This window comes from Achromobacter sp. ES-001 (assembly GCF_019448355.1).
GTDB lineage: Bacteria > Pseudomonadota > Gammaproteobacteria > Burkholderiales > Burkholderiaceae_B > Achromobacter > Achromobacter spanius_B.
This window is the reverse complement of sequence record NZ_CP079940.1, coordinates 1,158,965-1,179,160: the sequence shown is the minus strand read 5'-3', so window position 1 is coordinate 1,179,160 and position 20,196 is coordinate 1,158,965. Positions and strand designations below refer to the sequence as shown.

At 66.4% G+C, this 20,196-nt stretch carries 17 protein-coding genes and 1 tRNA gene; 4 read left to right on the top strand and 14 right to left on the bottom strand.

The annotated features are described in order from the left end of the window. The first annotated feature begins 296 nt into the window (after positions 1-296). Both KYT87_RS05245 and KYT87_RS05240 read left to right on the top strand, forming a co-directional pair. Entirely contained in the window at positions 297-950 is a 654-nt protein-coding gene (locus tag KYT87_RS05245; RefSeq protein WP_219991785.1) for a cytochrome b, read from the top strand. Positions 951-1,064: 114 nt separating this feature from the next. After that, positions 1,065-1,140, top strand: a tRNA-Gly gene (locus KYT87_RS05240). 96 nt (positions 1,141-1,236) lie between these two features. On the opposite strand, the gene KYT87_RS05235 is transcribed toward KYT87_RS05240, so the two are convergent. From KYT87_RS05235 to KYT87_RS05220, 4 genes are read right to left on the bottom strand one after another with little or no spacing between them, the layout of a single operon-like run. Beyond that, the gene (locus tag KYT87_RS05235) at positions 1,237-1,854 is read right to left on the bottom strand and encodes a sarcosine oxidase subunit gamma (protein WP_046803448.1); all 618 of its coding nucleotides are present in this window, start codon (positions 1,852-1,854) and stop codon (positions 1,237-1,239) included. Beyond that, positions 1,844-4,855 (bottom strand): sarcosine oxidase subunit alpha family protein, encoded by a 3,012-nt coding sequence (locus KYT87_RS05230; protein WP_219991784.1) that lies wholly within the window; start codon positions 4,853-4,855, stop codon positions 1,844-1,846. The genes KYT87_RS05235 and KYT87_RS05230 overlap by 11 nt, the downstream gene beginning before the upstream one ends. Continuing rightward, positions 4,852-5,130, bottom strand: a complete 279-nt coding sequence (locus KYT87_RS05225) for a sarcosine oxidase subunit delta (RefSeq protein ID WP_046803450.1) — start codon at positions 5,128-5,130, stop codon at positions 4,852-4,854. Before KYT87_RS05225 ends, KYT87_RS05230 begins: the two co-directional genes overlap by 4 nt. A gap of 15 nt (positions 5,131-5,145) precedes the next feature. After that, positions 5,146-6,390, bottom strand: a complete 1,245-nt coding sequence (locus tag KYT87_RS05220) for a sarcosine oxidase subunit beta family protein (RefSeq protein WP_046803451.1) — start codon at positions 6,388-6,390, stop codon at positions 5,146-5,148. Between the two features lie 64 nt (positions 6,391-6,454). On the opposite strand from KYT87_RS05220, the gene KYT87_RS05215 reads away from it, so the two are divergent. Both KYT87_RS05215 and fdhA read left to right on the top strand, forming a co-directional pair. Next, positions 6,455-6,592: a hypothetical protein gene (locus tag KYT87_RS05215; RefSeq protein ID WP_185975337.1), complete on the top strand. Its 138-nt coding sequence runs from the start codon at positions 6,455-6,457 to the stop codon at positions 6,590-6,592. 29 nt (positions 6,593-6,621) lie between these two features. After that, a complete protein-coding gene (gene fdhA / locus KYT87_RS05210; RefSeq protein WP_219991783.1) occupies positions 6,622-7,818 on the top strand; it encodes a formaldehyde dehydrogenase, glutathione-independent in 1,197 nt (398 codons plus the stop codon). Positions 7,819-7,825: 7 nt separating this feature from the next. Here the strand turns inward: fdhA and KYT87_RS05205 are convergent, their stop codons facing one another. From KYT87_RS05205 to glyA, 10 genes are read right to left on the bottom strand one after another with little or no spacing between them, the layout of a single operon-like run. Beyond that, entirely contained in the window at positions 7,826-8,848 is a 1,023-nt protein-coding gene (locus KYT87_RS05205) for a GlxA family transcriptional regulator (RefSeq protein ID WP_255593922.1), read from the bottom strand. A gap of 17 nt (positions 8,849-8,865) precedes the next feature. Then, on the bottom strand, positions 8,866-10,047 hold the full coding sequence (locus tag KYT87_RS05200; RefSeq protein WP_219991782.1) for a hybrid-cluster NAD(P)-dependent oxidoreductase: 1,182 nt from the start codon (positions 10,045-10,047) through the stop codon (positions 8,866-8,868). Between the two features lie 9 nt (positions 10,048-10,056). Further along, positions 10,057-11,334 (bottom strand): aromatic ring-hydroxylating dioxygenase subunit alpha, encoded by a 1,278-nt coding sequence (locus KYT87_RS05195; RefSeq protein ID WP_219991781.1) that lies wholly within the window; start codon positions 11,332-11,334, stop codon positions 10,057-10,059. Between the two features lie 8 nt (positions 11,335-11,342). Next, on the bottom strand, positions 11,343-12,110 hold the full coding sequence (locus KYT87_RS05190; RefSeq protein WP_219991780.1) for an electron transfer flavoprotein subunit beta/FixA family protein: 768 nt from the start codon (positions 12,108-12,110) through the stop codon (positions 11,343-11,345). Continuing rightward, entirely contained in the window at positions 12,103-13,332 is a 1,230-nt protein-coding gene (locus tag KYT87_RS05185) for an electron transfer flavoprotein subunit alpha/FixB family protein (RefSeq protein ID WP_219991779.1), read from the bottom strand. The genes KYT87_RS05190 and KYT87_RS05185 overlap by 8 nt, the downstream gene beginning before the upstream one ends. Beyond that, complete coding sequence (locus KYT87_RS05180) at positions 13,329-15,227, bottom strand: (Fe-S)-binding protein (RefSeq protein ID WP_219991778.1); 1,899 nt, start codon at positions 15,225-15,227, stop codon at positions 13,329-13,331. Before KYT87_RS05180 ends, KYT87_RS05185 begins: the two co-directional genes overlap by 4 nt. Before the next feature lie 2 nt (positions 15,228-15,229). After that, positions 15,230-17,293: an NADH:flavin oxidoreductase gene (locus KYT87_RS05175; RefSeq protein ID WP_219991777.1), complete on the bottom strand. Its 2,064-nt coding sequence runs from the start codon at positions 17,291-17,293 to the stop codon at positions 15,230-15,232. Positions 17,294-17,300: 7 nt separating this feature from the next. Then, complete coding sequence (locus KYT87_RS05170; protein ID WP_120154038.1) at positions 17,301-17,822, bottom strand: 4-vinyl reductase; 522 nt, start codon at positions 17,820-17,822, stop codon at positions 17,301-17,303. Positions 17,823-17,834: 12 nt separating this feature from the next. Beyond that, positions 17,835-18,821, bottom strand: a complete 987-nt coding sequence (locus KYT87_RS05165) for a dipeptidase (protein ID WP_219991776.1) — start codon at positions 18,819-18,821, stop codon at positions 17,835-17,837. Between the two features lie 28 nt (positions 18,822-18,849). Further along, positions 18,850-20,127: a serine hydroxymethyltransferase gene (gene glyA / locus KYT87_RS05160; RefSeq protein WP_046803461.1), complete on the bottom strand. Its 1,278-nt coding sequence runs from the start codon at positions 20,125-20,127 to the stop codon at positions 18,850-18,852. Positions 20,128-20,196: the final 69 nt, after the last annotated feature.

Below are 20,196 nucleotides of genomic sequence, written 5' to 3'. Positions count from 1 at the left end.
AGTGAAGTGCGAGGGGGGGCAGAGGCGGGCATCGTGAGCAACGATGCCGATCCGAGCGCCGGTGTGGCCGGGCGCATCAAAGGCGGAAAAATCTCTACGCAGGCCGGCATATTTCCATGCGGGCGATGGGCCAACAACGTTTCTAAAGAGAGCCTAAAGGGGCCGGGCGGAGGGGCTTTTGGCCTTCAGGAAGTGTTGAGGAAGATGGCGCGGCAGGGGGTGGCGGCGCTTCAATCTCGCCTCTTGGCCAAGCCCCGCCGCACGCGGAGCCGGCCGACACCGCTAGAAGGAAGACCATGCATTCCCCCCCCGCCGCCCTGGCCACACAGGCCTACTCCACCTCGCAAATCGCCTTGCATTGGCTCAGTGTCAGCCTGATGGGCATCCTGATTCTTGCCGGCGAATTACGCCACGTGCTGACCGCGCAGACGGGCGTGTCGATGCGCTCGGTAATGATCGTGCACATCGGCTGCGGCATGGCGCTGCTTGCCGTCACGATGGTGCGCACGGTCGTGCGTATCTCGCGCCGCCGCGCCGCCGGCGCTGACTTCAGCATGCAGGATGCCTGCGCCCACGCGGTGCACCTGTTCATCTATGCGTTCATTTTTGCGTCGTGCATGGTGGGCTGGGTCGTGGTCAACGCCAAGGGCCTGGCCGTGCCGGTGCCCTTTACCAACCTGGAGTTTCCGCGCTTGGTCGCCGCCGATCCGGCGCTGGTGGTTACCACGGTGTGGATGCACGACATGCTGACGTGGGGGCTGTACGGCCTGCTGGGGCTGCACATTGTGGCGGCGCTTGCCCACCACTTCATCGCCCGCGACGACACCTTGTCGCGCATGGCCTGGCGCCGCGCGCCGCGCAAGCAGGCCGCGCCGGCGTCCTTTAAACCGGCGCGGGTACGCACAGCGGCATCAGGATCCACGGCCGGCGTGCATTTTTCAAAAAATTAGGTATACTTCCGCCTCGCTTGCCAGAAAACGACATCAAGACGCGGATGGCAACGCATGGCGATAGCGGTAAAACGCAGCAGTGAAGCGGTAGCGATAAAGCGGTAGCAGTACATTGCGGGAGTAGCTCAGTTGGTAGAGCGCAACCTTGCCAAGGTTGAGGTCGCGAGTTCGAGACTCGTCTCCCGCTCCACATTCAGATTGGCAGCATTGGGTTTTTGCCTGCTGCAAATCAAAAAAGGGCCTTCGGGCCCTGGTAGTTGAAAAAAAGGGCCCCCTGGGCCCTTTTTCATGCGCGCTCGATACGCTGGTTGGGCGACATGAATTCGCGCGCCGCGTCCAGCAGCATGCGGCCGGCATAGTCCGCGAAGCTGCGGCGCACCACCACTTCCACGCCGCGCGCCTCCAGCGCGCGCACCATCACACCCGCCTTGAAATAGTGGCTTTGCGCGCATTGCCCCGGGCCGAAGACGCGCGGATGCAAATCCAGGGGGCAACCCTTTTCCAGCACATCGCGCGCGGAGTCGCCCAGCAATTGCAGCACCGTATAGCCGCTGCTGACATCCACCACCGTTGCCGATAGCCCGGCCAATGCCGGACGCAGCGCGCCTTCAAGCGCTGGCCGCGCCGGCGCCAGCGACTGCACCCACCATTCATCCGGCCCCATCCACGCCACCAGATGCAGACGACCTTGGACGACCGTGTTGGGCGCCAGCGGCGGCGCGGCTCCCAGGGCACGTTCAAGCGCGTCGGTAAAGCCGGGCGACCGTGCATTGCCGCGCAGCACGGCCAGATCCAGAAATGGCCTTTCGACGATGCGCAAGCGCTTGGTGTCGCTCGTTTGCGCGGGTGCCTGCACGGGTTTGAGGCCCTTCAAGGGCGACTCCTGATAGGTTTCAGTCCACATGCTGGCGCCCTCCTTCGGGATCGTAGAAAACCGTGCTGTGTATGGTGGCGGGCATGAAGCCGCCCGTGGGCAGCGCCACTTCCACCAGCTGCCCCATTCGTTCTTGCCCGTCCTGCACCCACCCCAGCGCAATCGATCGGTTCAACGTCGGGCTCATGTAGCTGGACGTGACGTGGCCGATCATGGGCACGATGGGCGCACGGCTTGCACGGTGCATGATCTGGCTGCCCTCGGGCAGCACAACCGCCGGATCGCGCGCCAGCAGACCGACGAATTGCTTACGCTGTGCGCCGGCCGTGTGGGTGCGTGACAGCGAACGCTTGCCCAGGCAGTCCTTAGACTTGGCAACCATGCCGCCCATGCCCAGGTCCTGCGGCGTCATGGAGCCGTCCGTGTCCTGGCCCACGATGATGTAGCCCTTTTCGGCGCGCAACACGTGCATGGTTTCGGTGCCGTAGGGCGTGATGCCGTGCTCGTGGCCGGCCTCCATCAACGCATTCCAGACGCGCTGCCCCAGGTTTGCGGGCACGTTGACTTCGTACGACAGTTCGCCCGAAAAGCTGATGCGCATGATGCGCGCGGGGCTGGACCAGCCGGCACCGGCAACCGAGCCGTCACGAAAACTCATGAACGGGAATGCCGCGTTTGAAAAGTCGATGTCGGGGCAGACGCTCTGCAAGACCTTGCGCGCCAGCGGCCCCGCCACGGCGAAGGTGGCGAAATGGTCCGTGACGGTGGTCAGGTGCACATCCAGATGCGGCCATTCGGTTTGCAGCCACCGTTCCATCCATGCCAGCACGCGGGCGGCGCCGCCGGTGGTGGTGCTCATCAGATAGTGTTGCTCGCCCAGGCGCATCGTGACACCGTCGTCGAACACCATGCCGTTCTCGTCCAGCATCAGGCCATAACGGCCCTTGCCCACTTCAAGCTTGCTCCACAGGTTGGTGTAGACCCAGTTCAGCAACGTTGCCGCATCCGGACCCTGGATGTCGATCTTGCCCAGCGTGGACGCATCCAGCATGCCAACGCCGTTGCGCACGGCCAGGCATTCGCGCGCCACCGCGGCCTGCATGCTCTCGCCGGGCAACGGAAAGTACCAGGGGCGCTTCCAGTTGCCGACGTCTTCAAAAACCGCACCCCGCGACACGTGCCATTCGTGCACGCTGGTCTTGCGGATGGGGTCGAAGAAATCGCCCAGCTCGCGCCCGGCCAGCGCGCCGAACGCCACGGGCGTGTAGTTTGGCCGATAGGTGGTCGTGCCGGTTTGCGCAATGGTCTTGCCCAGCGCGTCGGCCAGGACGGCCGCGCCGTTGATGTTACCCAGCTTGCCCTGGTCGGTGCCAAAGCCCATGGCGGTATAGCGCTTCACGTGCTCGACCGAGTGATAGCCTTCGCGCACGGCCAGGTGGATGTCGGCCACCGTGACATCATTCTGGTAGTCCACGAATTGCTTGGCGCCCCGGCTGGGACGCACACGACCGGCCACCTGCCACAGCGGCATCAACGGATCTTGCGCGATGTCGGCGGTGCGCCAGGCAAGCGCGCCCGCCGGGTTCAGGCCCGCCAGCATCGCTGCCCGGCTGCCCGCCTTTGCCCCGCCTTCCAGCGCCAGTGCCAGCGAGAACTCTCCGTTGGCCGCGCCGGCGCTGGCCTGCGCCTGTTGCGAGCCCATCGGCACAAAGCAGGCATGGGCATCGTCCCAGCGCGTCTGCCCGCCCGACTGTGCATGCAGGTGCAACGCCGGGTTCCAGCCGCCGGACACGGCGACCAGATCGCAAGCCAGCCGGGCAGTGGCCGGCCCGGCTTGCGCGCCCACGTAAGAGGCCAGGACCACGCCCTTCACGTGCCGCCCGCCGCGCGCCTGCAACACCACTGATTCATTGCGCACCTCGATGCCGGCGCTGCGCACGGCGTCGGGCAAGGCCCCTCGCCCTGGCGGCCGGGGGTCCACCACGGTCACGTTGGCGCCCTGCTCGCGCAAGTCCAGCGCCGTGCGATACGCGCCGTCGTTGTTGGTGTAGAGCACCACGCGCCGCCCGGGCAGCACGGCGTAGCGCCGCACATAGGTCGACACCGCCGATGCCAGCATGATGCCGGGCAAGTCGTTATTGCCGAACAGCAACGGCCGTTCGTGCGCACCGGTGGCCAGCACGACCTGCTTGGCGCGAATCTTCCATAGCCGTTGACGCACCCCGCGACGCCCCGTGACGGGGAGATGGTCGCTAAGCTGCTCGCACACCGTCACCAGGTTCTGGTCGTGATAGCCGAACGCCGTGCTGCGCGACAAGATGCGCACATCGCTCATGCCTTGCAGCGCGGCATGCGTCTGACGGATCCAGTCGTTGTTGGCCGCGCCATTGATCAGCGCGGGACTGGACAGCAGGCCGCCGCCCAGTTCGGACTGGTTGTCGACGAGGATCACGCGCGCGCCCGCCATGCCCGCCGCCATCGCCGCGGCCAGGCCGGCAGGCCCGCCTCCCACCACCAGGACATCGCAATGGGCGTAGCGCTTGTCGTAGTGGTCCGGGTCGGGCTGCGCCGGTGCACGCCCCAGCCCGCCCGCCTGGCGGATAAAGCGTTCGTAGCGAGGCCACCAGCGCCTGGGCCACATGAACGTCTTGTAGTAGAAGCCCGCCGGAATAAAGCGCCCCACCCGTTGCAGGATGGCCATGCGGTCGCGCTCAAGGTCGGGCGCGGCGTTGACGCTGGTGGCGCGCAGGCCTTCATACAGTTCAATTGTCGTGGCGGCCGGGTTGGGCACGGTATGCCCGCCGTCTTCCAGTTGCACCAGCGCGTTGGGCTCTTCGACGCCCGCCGTCATGACGCCGCGCGGGCGGTGGTATTTGAAGCTGCGCCCCACGAAATGCTCGCCGTTGGCCAGCAGCGCGGACGCCAGCGTATCGCCCTGGCAGCCGTAAAGAGTGCGGCCATTGAAGGTGAATTCGATGGACGTCGCCGTGTCGACGCGTCCGCCGTGCGCCAGCCGATGGGGTTGCGTCATTTGCGTTCTCCGGCCGCGTGCTCGAAAGTGTGGAAGCCATGAAATTCGTGGCTGACCGTATCGCGTTCCGCCAGGAACCAGCGGCGGCAACCGTGGGCGTGCTGCCATTGCTCGCGGGCACGGCCACGTTCGTTGCGCCGCATGAATGCGTAGTCGGCCCATTGCGCGTCGGTCAGGGCATCGCAATCCAGGGGCCGGACGATGTCGGCCTCGCCGCCGCAGGTGAATTCCGTTTCGGCGCGCGGGCCGCAGTAGGGACAAGTCAGCATCAGCATGGGTAAGCTCCGCAATCAGTGCGCGACGGCGGCCGCGCCGTGTTCGTCGATCAAGTGGCCGGTATGGAAGCGGTCCAGCGAAAACGGGGCGTTCAGCCGATGCGGCGCGTTGTTGGCCACCGTGTAGGCAAAGACCCATCCCGACCCCGGAGTGGCCTTGAAGCCGCCCGTGCCCCAGCCGCAGTTGAAGTACAGCCCCTTGATGGGCGTCGTTGAAATGATGGGGCAGGCGTCGGGCGACACGTCCACGATGCCGCCCCACTGGCGGTTCATGCGCACGCGGCTGAATGCCGGGAACATCTCGACGATCGCCTGCAAGGTGCTTTCGATCAGGTGGAAGCTGCCGCGCTGCCCATAGCCCACGTACTGGTCGATGCCCGCGCCGATCACGAGATCGCCCTTGTCCGACTGGCTGATATACGCGTGCACCGCGTTGGACATCACGACGGTGTCCAGCACGGGCTTGAGCGGCTCGGACACCAGCGCTTGCAGCGGATGGCTTTCCAAGGGCAGCCGCAGGCCCGCCATGTCGGCGATCACGCTGGAATGGCCCGCGGCCACGACGGCAACCTTGCCCGCCTGGATGAAGCCGCGCGCCGTCTCCACGCCGCGCACCTGACCGTCTTCGCGACGTATCCCCGTGACCGCGCAGTTTTCAATGATGTCCACGCCCAGCCGGTCCGCCGCGCGCGCGTACCCCCACGCCACCGCGTCGTGCCGCGCCACGCCGCCGCGCCGCTGGAACGACGCGCCCAGCACGGGGTAACGGCAGTCCAGGTTGATGGCGGGAACAATTTCCTTGACCTGCGCGGGGGTCAGCCATTCTCCGTCGATGCCGTTGTAGCGGTTGGCAGTGATACGCCGCTGCGTATCGCGCACGTCTTGCAGCGTGTGCGCCAGGTTCATCACGCCGCGCTGGCTGAACATGACGTTGTAGTTGAGCTCCTGCGACAGCCCTTCCCACAGCTGCATCGATTTTTCATACAGCTGGGACGATTCATCCCACAGGTAGTTGGATCGCACGATCGTGGTGTTGCGCGCGGTATTGCCGCCGCCCACCCAGCCCTTTTCAAGCACGGCGATGTTCTTTAGCCCGTGCTCCTTGGCCAGGTAGTACGCCGTGGCCAGCCCATGGCCCCCGCCGCCGACCACCACGATGTCGTAGGCGGGCCGGGGGTCCGGGCTGCGCCAGGCGCGCGGCCAGCGTTCGTGGTTTGAAAAGCCATTGCGGATCAGGCTGAACAGGGAATAGCGGCTCATCGTGGCTCCTAGACGGTGATCCATTCTTCTCTGAAGGCGCCGGCCGTGACGTGCCGCGTCGGCCATGAACTTGCCTGATCCCGACAAGCCCGCCGCCCAGGCGCCCGCTGGCGCATACCGGCTGCTTCATGTCGCGCGCGTCAAGGTTGACGGCATTGCGGCTTGCCAAAATCTGGCGGTAGCGGGCACCGGCCCGCATTGATCCGGCCCGGCCGGCAGGGAGACGCAGTCATGGCAGCGAACAGAGGCGTGGTGTACGTGGGCGACGGGCGGGTCGAAGTGCAGTCGATCAGCTTTCCCAAACTGGAGGACCCGCGGGGACGCAAGATCGAACACGGCGTCATCCTGAAGGTGGTCTCCACCAACATCTGCGGCTCGGACCAGCACATGGTGCGCGGCCGCACGACCGCGCAAACGGGCCTGGTGCTGGGCCACGAGATCACCGGAGAAGTCATTGAAGTGGGCCGCGACGTGGAAACGCTGGCGGTGGGCGACCTGGTGTCGGTTCCCTTCAACGTGGCGTGCGGACGCTGCCGCACGTGCAAGGAACAGGACACCGGCGTTTGCCTGACCGTCAACCCGGCGCGCGCGGGCGGCGCCTATGGGTATGTGGACATGGGCGACTGGATCGGCGGACAGGCCGAGTTCGTCATGGTGCCGTATGCCGATTTCAACCTGCTGCGGTTTCCGGACCGCGATCAGGCCATGGCCAAGATCCGCGACCTGACTTGCCTGTCGGACATCCTGCCCACCGGTTTCCACGGTGCCGTCAGCGCGGGCGTAGGCCCGGGCAGCACGGTATACGTGGCCGGCGCCGGCCCGGTCGGCATGGCCGCCGCCGCGTCCGCGCGGCTATTGGGCGCGGCGGTGGTCATCGTGGGCGACATGAATCGCCAGCGGCTGCAACACGCGCGCAAGGTCGGCTTCGAAACGGCGGACCTGTCGTTGGACGCGCCGCTGGGCGTGCAGATCGCCACGCTGCTGGGCACCCCGGAAGTGGATTGCGCCATCGACGCCGTCGGCTTTGAAGCGCGCGGGCATGGCTCGACCGGGTCGCAGGCGGAAGCGCCGGCCGCCGTGTTGAACGCGCTGATGGACGTGACCCGGGTGGCGGGCCGCATCGGCATTCCCGGGCTGTACGTTACCGACGACCCCGGCGCCCACGATCCCGCCGCGCGCCGCGGCAGCCTGTCAGTGCGCTTCGGCCTGGGCTGGGCCAAGGCGCATAGCTTTCACACGGGCCAAACGCCGGTGCTGAAATACAACCGCGCGCTGATGCAGGCCATCTTGTGGGACCGCATCAACATCGCGGAAGTCGTGGGCGTGCAGGTCATCACGCTGGACGCCGCGCCGGACGGCTATGCGGCGTTTGACGCGGGCGCCCCGAAGAAATTCGTGATCGACCCGCACGCGATGCTGTCCGCCTGAGCCCGGGCTAATCCAGCGCCTGCCTGCGCTCGCTGCTGGGCGAACGCCCGAAGCGGGCGCGGTACGCCTTGCTGAAATGGCAAGGCGACTGAAACCCGCAGGCCACGGTCACGCCCATGATGGTCATGTGGGTCTGAAGCAGCAGTTCGCGCGCGCGCAGCAAGCGCAACCACAGGTAATAGCGCATGGGCGACATGCCCAGGTAGTACTTGAACATGCGTTGCAGCTGGCGTTGCGACAGCCCGATCTGGACGGCGATCTGCCTGAACGACAGCGGGTCTTCGATATGCTCCTCCATCAGCTGCGCGACGTTCAGCAGTTCCTGGCGGTTGAATCCCACGCGGGCCACCATCGGAATGTGCTGCCGTTCCGACGGCAGGCGGATCCGTTCCAGCATGAACTGTTCGGACACGCCCTGCGCCAGCTCGGGTCCGAAGCGTTCGGCGGTGATGCCCAGCATCAGATCGATCGGCGCGGTGCCGCCGGAACTGGTCATGCGGTCACGGTCGATGACGAAGAGTTCTTCGGTCAGCTCGACAGCGGGAAACTCTTCGCGCACGGCATACAGGTTTTCCCAGTGCATGGCGCAGCGATACCCGGTCATCAGGCCGGCCTTGACCAGCGCGTAGCTGCCGGTGCAGATGCCGCCCAGCGCCACGCCTTGGCGGGCGGCGCTGTGAAGCACTTTGATGACGGGTTCAGTCACCTGCTCCTGCACCTGGAGGCCGCCGCAGACGATCAGCGCATCCCAGTCGTCCACCAGCCCCCGTGAGGGCAAGGGCCGGATTGGCAGCCGGTTGCTGGCTTGCACCGCCGCGCCATCCAGCGTCATGACCGACCAGCGGTAGAGTTCGCGGCGGCTGACGTAGTTGGCCATGCGCAGGACTTCCACCGCGCCCGAAAACGCGATCATCGAAAAATTCGGCAGCAGCAAAAAGCCGAAATGCACCTGGCCGGGCTCGACGGCGGGCGCCTCAAGCACCGGCCAGGACGGGTCGGCAATGCGCGCGGACGCTGCGTGCATAGGCATGGGTATTGGCCCCCTCTTCATTTGTCGATGAGCAAATTGCTTAACGGCCGGCTGCAGCATAGCAACACCATGCCCTGATCGATTTCGCGTTGCCGGATACCGCCCTGGTGCTGCATGTTGACGTTGCCTTCCAGCAGCCGCACCTTGCACGTGCCGCACAAGCCCTGGGTGCAGGAAGCCGCCATCCGCAATCCGGCAGCGCGCGCGGCCTCCAGCAACGGCTGGTCGGCCGCGCAGGCAATGGTGCGGTCGCTTTGCTGGAAGCGGATGCTATAGGTGGTGGTGTCCGTGGCGGTATCTGTGGCGGCATCTGTAGCGGCATCTGTGGCGGTATCTGTGGCGGCATCGGCGGCCCTGGGCGGGTTCGGCGGCGACGCCTCATTGCGCGCCGTCGCCGCATCAGACAGCGTTTCAAACGAGAAGCTCTCTTCGTGATGACGCGCCATGTCGAAACCCACCGTGCGCAGCATCTGGCTTACCGCCTGCATATACGGCGCGGGGCCGCAGACGAAGATCTCGCGCTGGCGGAAATCAGGCGCAATCAATTCCAGCAAGGGCAGGCTCAAGCGGCCGGTCAAGCCGTGCCATCCGGTGTGCTCGCCCAGGCTTTCGCAGATGAAGTGCGCGCGAAAGTGGCGCTGGCTGGCGGCAAACAGCGCAATTTCGCGGCCGAAGATGATGTCGTCGGGCGTGCGGGCGCTATGCACGAATACCGTGTCGCGGTCGTCGCAAAGGTCGCGATGGGTGCGCGCCATGGACATCAACGGCGTAATGCCCGACCCGGCCGACAGGAACAGATATCGCTCGGCCGGATGCAAGGCGGACGAAAACACGCCCGCCGGACCCAGCACGCGCAACGGGTCGCCCACCTCCAGGCAGTCATGCAGCCAGTTCGACGCCTTGCCGCCCGGCACGCGCTTGACGGTGATGGACAGGGTATGCGGCCGCGTCGGCGGCGACGATATCGTGTAGCAACGGTTCAGGCGTTCGCCGTCGATATCCAGCTCAAACGTCAAAAACTGCCCCGGCGAAAACTGAAACGCATGGCCCGCGCGCGAGCGGAAATAGAAGCTCTTGACGTCGGCGGTCTCTTGCCGAACTTGGCAGCACAGCAGGGTTTCTTCGATGTCGCAGTCCCACGGGGAAGGCAGCCGCTGCCAGAATTCCGGCTGATGAATACGTAAAAGCGCGTGCGGCATGGCGGTCTCTTAATCCAGATAATGGGCCGCCAGGCGGCCGACATACCAGTTGCAGAACTTGTCGACCAGGCTTTCGGTAAACGGCGAATACGGCCCGGGCTGGTACGCGGGGCTGCGCACACCCTGCTGCGAGATCTCGACCAGCGCACGGTCCTGTGCATTGGTAGCCCGCCACACTGCCGTCAGGTTCTGGACGTCGTAATCCACGTTTTCCACCGCGTCCTTGTGCACCAGCCAGCGCGTGCGCACCAGGGTCTTTTCCGGCCCCAGCGGCAGCGCCGAGAACGCGACGATGTGGTCGCTCATGAAGTGGAACCACGCGTTGGGCTGCGTCCACAGCGACAAGCCGCCCAGGTCGCGGCGCGTCAGGGTTCCCAACAGCTTGTTCGAGGCCGCGTTGCCGTCCAGCGTCTGCGACTCGCCGGCCAGATCCAGCGGAAGGCGCCGCACCCGATAGCCCGTCACGCAGCTGTCCAGCGCTTCGCGCTCGGCGCTGGGCAGGCCGGCGGCTTCCCATTCGCGGCAACGCGCGGCCGACATTTGCTCGAACTGATCCATTTGCGCGGCGTTGGACAGCGAGGGCTGGTAGCCGTAGCCAAACTCAAACAGCGAGACGGTCAGTTCGGGATGGTTGACGGCGCAGTGGTAGCACTCGCGGTTGTTCTCCATCGTGAGCTTCCAGTTGCAGTCTTCGACGATATCGATCTGCGCGGCGACCTTGGTTTCGCGCAATTGATGGGGCCGCAGATAAGGTTCCACCTGCGCGCGCATCATCGCGAAGTCGTCGGGCGCGTCCGGGCTCAGGCAGACAAAGATCAGGCCGCTCAAGGTTTCCACGCGGACAGGCTTCAGGCTGTAGAGGCTTTTGTCGAAGTCTTCGCCCATGTGTTCCGCGTAGGCCAGCTTGCCGTTCAAGGTGTAGGTCCACTGGTGGTAGGAACAGACCAGATTGCCGACCGAACCCTGCGGCGTCACGCACAGGCGCGCGCCGCGATGCCGGCAGACGTTGTGATAGCCGCGCACCTGCCCGTCGTCGTCGCGCACCAGCACCACGGACTGCCGGCCGATGTCGACGGCGAGGTAATCGCCGGGCTCGGGGATGTCGGGCTCAACCGCCACGAACAGCCAGTGCCGGCCGAAGATGGCTTCCATGTCCATGTCGTACACGGCCGGACTCAGATAGAAGTCGGCGTCCAGGCTATAGCCCGGACGGCGCGCGGCGATCAGCTTGCGTAGCGATGCATCGATAGGGGGTCGCACCGCGCAAACCTGCTGGATGATGGTCATGTTCCACCTCAGTAGTCGATCAGGCTGTGGGTGCGCAGGTAGTCGATGACCGCCTGCGCCTTTTCGTCGGGAGTTCCTTCGGTGATGACTGTGCCGCCACGGCTTTCCATCGTGATGGCCGCCAGCAGGCGCGCGCGCCCCGACCGCGATTCACGCGCCGCCAACTTGCGCGGGCTGCCCGTGGCGGCCTCGATGCGCGTGGCGGCCAGCGCCGCGGCCGGAACCTTGGGCACGTGCGTCGTCACCTGCCCGGCGCGCTCTTGCGCATAGACGTGCCGCACGTCGAACGCCGCCAGCGGATGCACGGCCACCACCGCGGGCAGGGTTGCGGCCACTTCCCGCCGCCGCCCTTTGGGCAGGCATTGCTGCGTGACGACGCTGCCCGCGTCGATGCGGGCCGACAGCACGGCGGGCAACAAAGGCAGGTGCCGTTTCTGCGCCACCAGATAGGGCAGCAGGCCGCTGCCGTCGCCGCTTTCCGCGCGCGTGCCGCACAGCACCAGGTCGTACCCGCGCACGTACTCGGCCAATGCCTCCGCAACGTCGCGCCCCGGCGGCACGTCGATGGCATGGACCGTCGGCGCGCCCAGCGCCAGGTAGTCGCGCAGCGCCGGATCGGCAGGGTTGCCGGCATGGACAACGTCAACGTTGGCGTCGCCGCTTGCCATCGTCCACGCCAAGGCCAGGGCCAACGCGTCATTGCGGCTGAAGCGGGCCGCCCCGCTGACCGGGTGCGCGCCAACCGATACCAGTACCGCAATGCGCAGGTCAGCCATCGGGAGCCTCACGATGTCGATGCGCGCCTCGCGCCTGCTTGACGCGGGCGAGCAGCGCCCGCGCCACGCGTTGGGTATCGTCGATGATGCTGAGGTCGGCGCGCCGGACCAGCGGCGCGGCGGCGTCCAGGTTGATCGCAATCACATGGCGGCAGTCTTTGATGCCTTGCAGATGCTGCACCGCGCCCGATATGCCGAACGCCAGATAGGCGCTGGCGCTGACGGTTTTTCCCGTTGCGCCGATCTGCTGGCCCCGCGCGAATCGCCCGTCATCCACGGCCACGCGGCTGGCGCCGATGGCCGCGCCAAGCTCATCGGCCAGCGCATGAAAGCCTTCCAGGTCGCGCATGCCGTTACCCGCGGACACGATCAGGTCGGCCTCTTCCAAGTCCACTTCCGTGGCGGGCAGCGTGCGCGTGCCATGGTCACGGTAGGCCGATGTCATCGGTAGCGGCATGACGCGAGCGGCTTCTCCGTGGCCCACGAAGGGCAAGCGATCATCGACGGCATCCGGGGCCAGCAACACGATGCGGGGCAAGGCGCGCCGCGTGCGTCTTGGACCCGTGTGTTGGGGGGTGGGCAGGGTCGGCGGGTTCGGCACGCTCGGCGACCGCGACAGGCCGACGTGAGCCGACGCGACCGGCGTCGATGCCGCGCGGCCGAAGGCGCCACGTCCCACGGCCACCTGGCGATACGGGCTGGCCACTCCGTCTCGGCTCAGTTCCACGACGTGCGTGGCGACCGTCTCGCGCGTGGCGGCGGCCAGGCGTCGGCCCAGGTCGCCGTCGGGCAGCCCGTTGTCGGGCAGGAAGACGTGCAGCGGGCGGTCGCGCTCCATCAGCGCCAGCACCACGGCCAGTTCGGCGTCGGGCGCATAGGCCGGCGGCGTGGCGATGACGGTCAGCCTGTCCGCGCCCAAGTCGGCGGCATCACCCTGGAATTCTCCAAACACCAGCAGGTGCACCCAGGTGTCGTGCGCGGCCAGCAGTGCGGCGGCCGCCACCGCTTGGCAAGCGTGGGCGTCCAGCTGCCCGCGATCGCTATGCGCCACCGCCAGCACGCAGCGCAACGCTTCGGTGGCGCGTACCGGCTTGTGCACCGGGCGCGCTTGCCGGCCAATGGCATCGCCCGAGGGGTCGGCGCCAAGCACCAGGCGGCGAATACCCGAAGGCGCCACGGTGTACTGCCTGCGCGGGTCGATTCTGCGGATCGGGTTCATCATGCCTCCAAGGCGTCGGCGACAAGTTCGGCGATGTCTCGCACGTCGGGGCGGGGGCCGACCACGCCCTCCAGCATGGCCGTGCAATTGGGACAGGCCACCGCCACCAGGCTTGCGCCGGTATCACGCGCGTCCTGGATGCGGATGTCGGGAATGCGGCGCTCGCCGGGAATATCCGTCAACGCCGCTCCCCCGCCCGCGCCGCAGCAGCGCGCGTTCAAGCCATGGCGTTCCATTTCGTTGATACGCAGGCCCAGTCGGCGCAACAACTTGCGCGGCGCTTCGGTTTCACCGTTGTAGCGGCCCAGGTAGCAGGGGTCGTGATACGTCAGGATGCGCGCGTCGTCAGCCGGCTTGAATCGCAGCCGCCCGGCGTCCGCCAGTTCGGCAAGCAGGCTGGTGTGATGCTGCACCTGGTACAGGCCGCCCAGCGCGGGATATTCATTGCGCAGGCTGTGCAGGATGTGCGGGTCGGCCGTGACGATGCGCGTAAAGCTCAGGCCCGCCAGCGTCTGGATCAGGCGCGTGGCCAGCACCTGGAACGTGGCTTCGTCCCCCAACCGACGGGCAATGTCGCCGGTGTCGGTCTCGCGGTCGCCCAGCACCGCGAAATCCACGCCGCCCGCGTGCATCGCCTTGACCAGCGCGCGCAGGCTGCGTTGGTATCGCAGTCCGAAGGCGCCCTCGCCGACGATCAGCAACACGTCCACGGCCTGGTCCGGCTGTATCCACGGCACGTTCAGGTCCACCGCCCAGTGGTGGCGCGCGCCCAGGTCATAGCCGCCCGCCGTGCCGGTCTCGCGCAGGTTGGCCAGGACGGTGGGCGCCGTCCCGGGCGCGGCGCCGTGCTGCAACGTCTGCTGGCGACGCATATCGATCACGGCGTCCACGTGTTCGATCAGCATGGGGCATTCGTGTACGCAGGCCCTGCACGTGGTGCAGGCCCACAGCGTCTCGGCCGCCACCAGGCCGGGCACTAGCGGTTTGTCCGCCGCGCCTTCGCGTGCGCCGACGGGCACACCCGGCATGGGGCTGCCGGTATAGGCGGCGTCCGACCCGCCCGCCATGCCGACGACCATGTCCTGTATCAACTTCTTGGGGTTCAGCGGTTGCCCGGCGGCGAAGGCCGGGCACGCGGCTTCGCACTTGCCGCACTGCACGCACGCATCGAAACTTAGCAGTTGGTTCCAGGCGAAGGCGGCCGGTTTGCCCACGCCCAGGGGCTCGGCCGCCGGGTCGCCGCCCAGCGCCAACGGGCGCAGGGCCGCTTTCTGGCCGGGCAACGCGCGGCCGAAGCGTTCGGGCCGGGGGTGAAAAGCCAGGTGCAGCAGGCCGGCTAGCGCATGTTTCATGGGACCGCCACGCGCCATGCCGACCGTCAGCTCCCAGGCGCCCAGCGCCAGCAGCGCCACGGTGCCCAGGCCGGCCGCGCCCGCCAGCCAGGGCGCGGACACGCCGCCCAGCAGCAACAGGCCCAGTGCCAATGCGCCCAGCATCCAGGGCAGGCGGTCCCACAGTCCGCGCGACAGGCGCTTGGGCGGTTTGCGACGGCGGTGCCAGACGAATATCAGCCCGCCCAGCATCACCAGGGCGGCCACGGCAATGGCCATATCCAACACGGGCGAGTACAGCGCCAGGCCGTAGTTGATGGCCACCAGCACCATGGCCGCGACCGCGCCGCCCGCCGTCGCCACATGAGTCCGGGCGATGTACGGGTCGCGCGCCACCACGCGATGCAGGTCGACAAAATAGCGCTTGGGCACCGCCAACAAATCCAGCCAGCGCACCGGCGCGGCCCGGCCCACGCGCCACAAGGCAGCCCGCCGCCATCCGCCGACGCAGACCCCAAGCAGCGACACCCAGAACAGTGCGGTAACCACGACGGCAAACTGTTCCATGGTCAAAAGTCCTTGCACAGCCGCAATGCGTCATAGATGGCGGCGTGGATGTTGTGCATCGACACGCAATCGCCCACCCGAAACAGCAGGAAACGGCCGTCGCCCAGAGGCTGGCCCAGCGCGGGCTGCGGGTCGGCCGCATACAAGGCGTGCAGGTCGGTCTGGCCCATGTTGACGGACTTGCGCTTGAGCATGCCGTACAGCGCGTCATTGGGCACGATGCCGTTTTCAATGACCACCTGATCCACCACGCGCTCTTCGCGATCTTCGGTGTATTCGTTGCGCAGCAGCGCCACCTTCTTGTCGCCTTCCGCACTGACGCGTTCAAGCCAGTGGTTGGGCGTCAGCACTACCTGCTGCGCATACAGGCGGCGGTAGAAGATCGGGAACGTGGTGCCGCCCACGTCCTCGGCCACCTTGGTGTCGGGCGTAACGATCTCGACGTGCGCACCCCGGCTGGCCAGGAAGTCGGCTACCCCCGCCCCCGCGTGGGTGCTGACGCCGTCGTACACCAACACGTTTTTCGCGGGCTCGACCTGCCCGGAAAGTATGTCCCAGGAGCTCACGGCCAGACCGCGCGCCACGCCCCAGCCCTGGTGTTCGTAAACGTGGCTGAGTCCGCCGGTGGCCAACACAACAATATCCGGGCGCTGCGCCAACACCATTTCTTCGGTTGCCAGCGCGCCCAGGCGGCAGTCCACACCCAGGCGCTTGAGCTCCAGCGCGAACCACCGCACGATGCCGTCCATCTGTTCGCGCTGCGGCGCCTTGGCCGCCAGCAGAATCTGGCCGCCAATGGCGGCGGCGCGTTCAAACAGCACGACTTCATGCCCGCGCTCGGCGCACACGCGCGCGGCTTCCATGCCCGCGGGCCCGGCGCCAACCACCACCACTTTTCGCTCCACGCCGCGCGATCGCGCGATCACGTGCGGCATGGTTTCTTCACGAGCCGTTGCCGCGTTCTGGATGCACAGCACGTCCAGCCCGTCGTACTGCCTGTCGATACAGTAGTTGGCGCCCACGCATTGTTTGATCTCGTCTTCGCGGTCGTCGCGGATCTTCACGACCAGATGCGGGTCGGCGATATGCGCGCGCGTCATGCCCACCAGGTCCGCATGGCCGGCTGCCAGCAACCGCTCGGCCTGCACCGCGTCGCGGATGCTTTGTGCGTGCATCACCGGTATCCGCACTACCGATTTGATGCCGGCCGCCAGGTGGGCGAAGGGTTCGGGGGGCAACGCCATCGGCGGCATGCAGTTGGCCAGGGAATTGTGCGTGTCGGCGCCGGAGCCGATGACGCCCAGGTAATCGATCAGGCCGGTGTCCGCCATGGCCTGGGCAATTTCGCGCAGCGCCTCGTGGTCGAGCCCGTCGTCGTGGAATTCGTCGCCGCACATGCGCAGGCCCACGCAGAAATCGGCGCCGACCGCCTCGCGCACGGCGTGCAGCACGTCCAGCCCGAAGCGCAGGCGGTTGCGCAGGCTGCCGCCATAGGCGTCGGTACGAAAGTTGGTGCGCGGGCTCCAGAACTGGTCGATCAGATGCTGGTGCGCGGCGGATATCTCGATGCCGTCCATGCCGGCTTGCTGCACCCGCTTTGCCGCGGCGGCAAAGTCGCTGATGATGCGGCCGATCTCTTCGACTTCAATCGTCTTGGCGTTGCCCCGATGCACGGGCTCGCGCACACCGGACGGCGACAGCAAGTGCGGCCAATGCTCCCCGTGCCATGCCGAACGCCGGCCCATGTGCGTTGCCTGGATCATCACCTTGGCGCCGTGGCGATGCATGGCTTCGCTAAGTCTGGCCAACGGTTCGATGACCCGGTCGGTGGTCAGGTTGACCGACCGCCACCACCCTTGCGGACTATCCAGCGACACGGGGCTGGAGCCGCCGCAGATGGCCAGGCCAAGGCCGCCCTTGGCCTTTTCTTCGTAGTAGGCAATGTAGCGGTCTCCCGGCAAGCCGCCCGGGTCCGCGTGCACTTCGGCGTGCGCGGTGCTGACGATGCGATTGCGCAGCACCAGGCGGTTCAGCGTCAGTGGCGCAAACAGGTGGGGATAACGCATGCCGGCCTCAGGTGATGGGGCTAACGGTGAACTCGCAGTGCGCGTGCCCTTCGGCGGCGCATTGGCTTTCCACGCACTGGGCACGCGTGGCGCCGCCGTGCTGGTCGGCCACCCAGTCCATCGCCCCCGCGAACCATCCGGCAAACATGTGGCAGCGCTTGCCCTCGCCCTGGGGCTGGCCCAGCACGAATGCGGAATGGCGCAGCACGATGCGCGCCGTCATCGCGGTGGGGTCCGCGTCCGTCAGCCGGAACAGCCCCCAGCCGCGCTGCGACAGCCGCATCAGGTAGTGTTCATAAACCGCCAGCCCGCTCAGGCGATGCTCGCGCGACTCTTCATTGCACCAGTGGTAGGCCGAGCGGTGCCCGGCGTCGTACAGAATGCGCGCATAGGCCTCCTGGCCCAACGCCGCCTCTACCGCCGTGTGGTTGTTGATGAAGAAATGGCGCGGCACATACAGCATCGGCATGCCGTCCGTGCTCCACACGCCCGTCTGTTCGTTGACGTCGATCGGAAGCTGGGGATTCATGTTGGTTGCTCCTTAAGCCGCCGGCGCGTCGGCAGGCCAGACGTCGCCAAACACGCGCAGCCAGTTTTCGCCCAGTATTTTTCGGATGTGAACTTCGCTCCAGCCCGCGCGCTGCATCGCATCGGTCAGGTTGGGAAATTGGCCTATCGTCTGGATGCCTTCGGGGTTGCGGATGGCACCGAAGTCCGTCAGCCGGCGGTACCGGCCCTTGTCATGCGTCAGCCAATCAAAAAACGGCTGTCCGTAGCCTTGGGTGAAATCGGTGCCGATGCCCACCGCGTCTTCGCCCACCAGATTCACGACGTAGCCAATGGCTTCGACGTAGTCGTCCACCGTGGCTTGCACGCCGCGCTTGAGAAACGGCGGGAACATCGTCACGCCGATGAAGCCGCCGCGTTCCGCGATAAACCGCAGTTGCGCGTCGCTTTTATTGCGCGGGTGTTCTTTCAGGCCCGCCGGCAGGCAGTGCGAATAGCAAACGGGCCGGGTCGATGCCAGGATCGCTTCTTCGGAGGTTTGGGCGCCCACGTGCGACAGGTCAACCATGATGCCGACGCGGTTCATCTCGGCGATGACTTCGCGGCCGTAACCGGACAAGCCGCCGTCGCGCTCATAGCAGCCGGTGCCGATCAGGTTCTGCGTGTTGTAGCAAAGCTGGACCACGCGCACGCCCATGTCGGCAAAAGCTTCGATGGCGCCCAGATTGTCTTCGAACGCCTGGCCGTTCTGAAAGCCAAGAATGATGCCCGTCTTGCCGTCGCGCTTGGCGCGGCGGATATCGTCCGTGGTGCGCACCAACGTGACCAGATCGTCGTTGGCGCGGATCAGGGCTTTCATGGCGGCAATGTTCGAGACCGTTTGCTCGAACCCTTCCCACACCGACACCGTGCAGTTGGCCGCGGTCAGGCCGCCTTGCTTCATGTCTTCAAAAACGGACCGGTCCCATTTCGAGATGATCAGGCCGTCGATAACCATGCTTTTCTGATGCAGCGTAGCCATGGGATTTCCCCCCCCGATGTTGTGCCGCTTAGTAGATGGGATGGCGCTGGCACAGCGCGTGGACTTCAGCTCGAATGCGTCGTTCGGTTGCTTCGTGTTCGTCGGGGCTGGTGGCCAGCATGTCCACGACATGCACGATCATTTCGCCCACGGCGCGAAACTCGTCTTCGCCAAACCCGCGCGAGGTGGCGGCCGGCGTGCCCAGCCGGATGCCGGAAGTGACCGACGGCTTTTGCGTGTCGAACGGAATGCCGTTCTTGTTGCACGTGATGCCGGCGCGTTCCAGCGTGCGCTCGACATGCGCGCCGGTCAGCCCCTTGGAACGCAGGTCGAGCAGCAGCAGGTGGTTGTCGGTGCCGCCGGAAACCAGGTCGATGCCGCCTTCACGCAGCACGTCGCCCAGCACGTCGGCGTTTGCCAGCACGCGGTCGATGTAGCGTTTGAAGTCCGTATGCAGCGCCTCGCCGAAGGCCACCGCCTTGGCCGCCACCACGTGCATCAGGGGTCCGCCCTGCAAGCCGGGAAACACGGCGGAATTGATCTTCTTGGCGATGGCGCCGTCATTGGTCAGGATGAAGCCGCCGCGCGGGCCGCGCAGGGTCTTGTGCGTGGTGGACGTGACGACATGTGCGTGCGGCACCGGGCTGGGGTGCCTGCCCGCCGCCACCAGGCCCGCGATATGCGCCATGTCGACCATCAGCATGGCGCCGGCTTCGTCGGCGATCTGGCGAAAGCGGGCAAAGTCGGGCTGCCTGGGGTAGGCTGAAAACCCCGCGATGATGAGCTTGGGCCGATGCTCCAGCGCCAGTCGCCGGACCTCGTCGTAATCGATCAGGCTGTCTTCCCGGCGCACGCCGTACTGCACCGCGTTGAACCACTTGCCCGACATTGCCGGCCGTGCGCCGTGGGTCAGGTGCCCGCCGGCATCCAGCGACATGCCCAGCACGGTGTCGCCGGGTTCCAGCAGCGCCAGCATCACCGCGCCGTTGGCCTGCGCGCCGGAATGCGGTTGCACGTTGGCGTAGTCGGCGTGAAACAGTTCGCGTACGCGCAGCAGCGCCAGCGACTCTACCTCGTCCACGTGGTCGCAGCCGCCGTAATAGCGCCGGCCGACGTAGCCTTCGGCGTACTTGTTGGTCAGCACAGAACCCTGCGCTTGCAACACGGCGCGCGACACCAGGTTTTCGGACGCGATCAGCTCGATCTGGGTTTGCTGGCGGCGCAGTTCCCGGTCCTGCATGGCCATCACGACGGGATCGCGCTTGTCGAGCGGCGATGAGAAGAACGGGGATGAAGACTGGAACATGTCGACCTGCCTGAAGGAGCAATGACGTTCAAGAATCCGGCGTAAGCGGGGCCTGTGAAGCATTCTTTC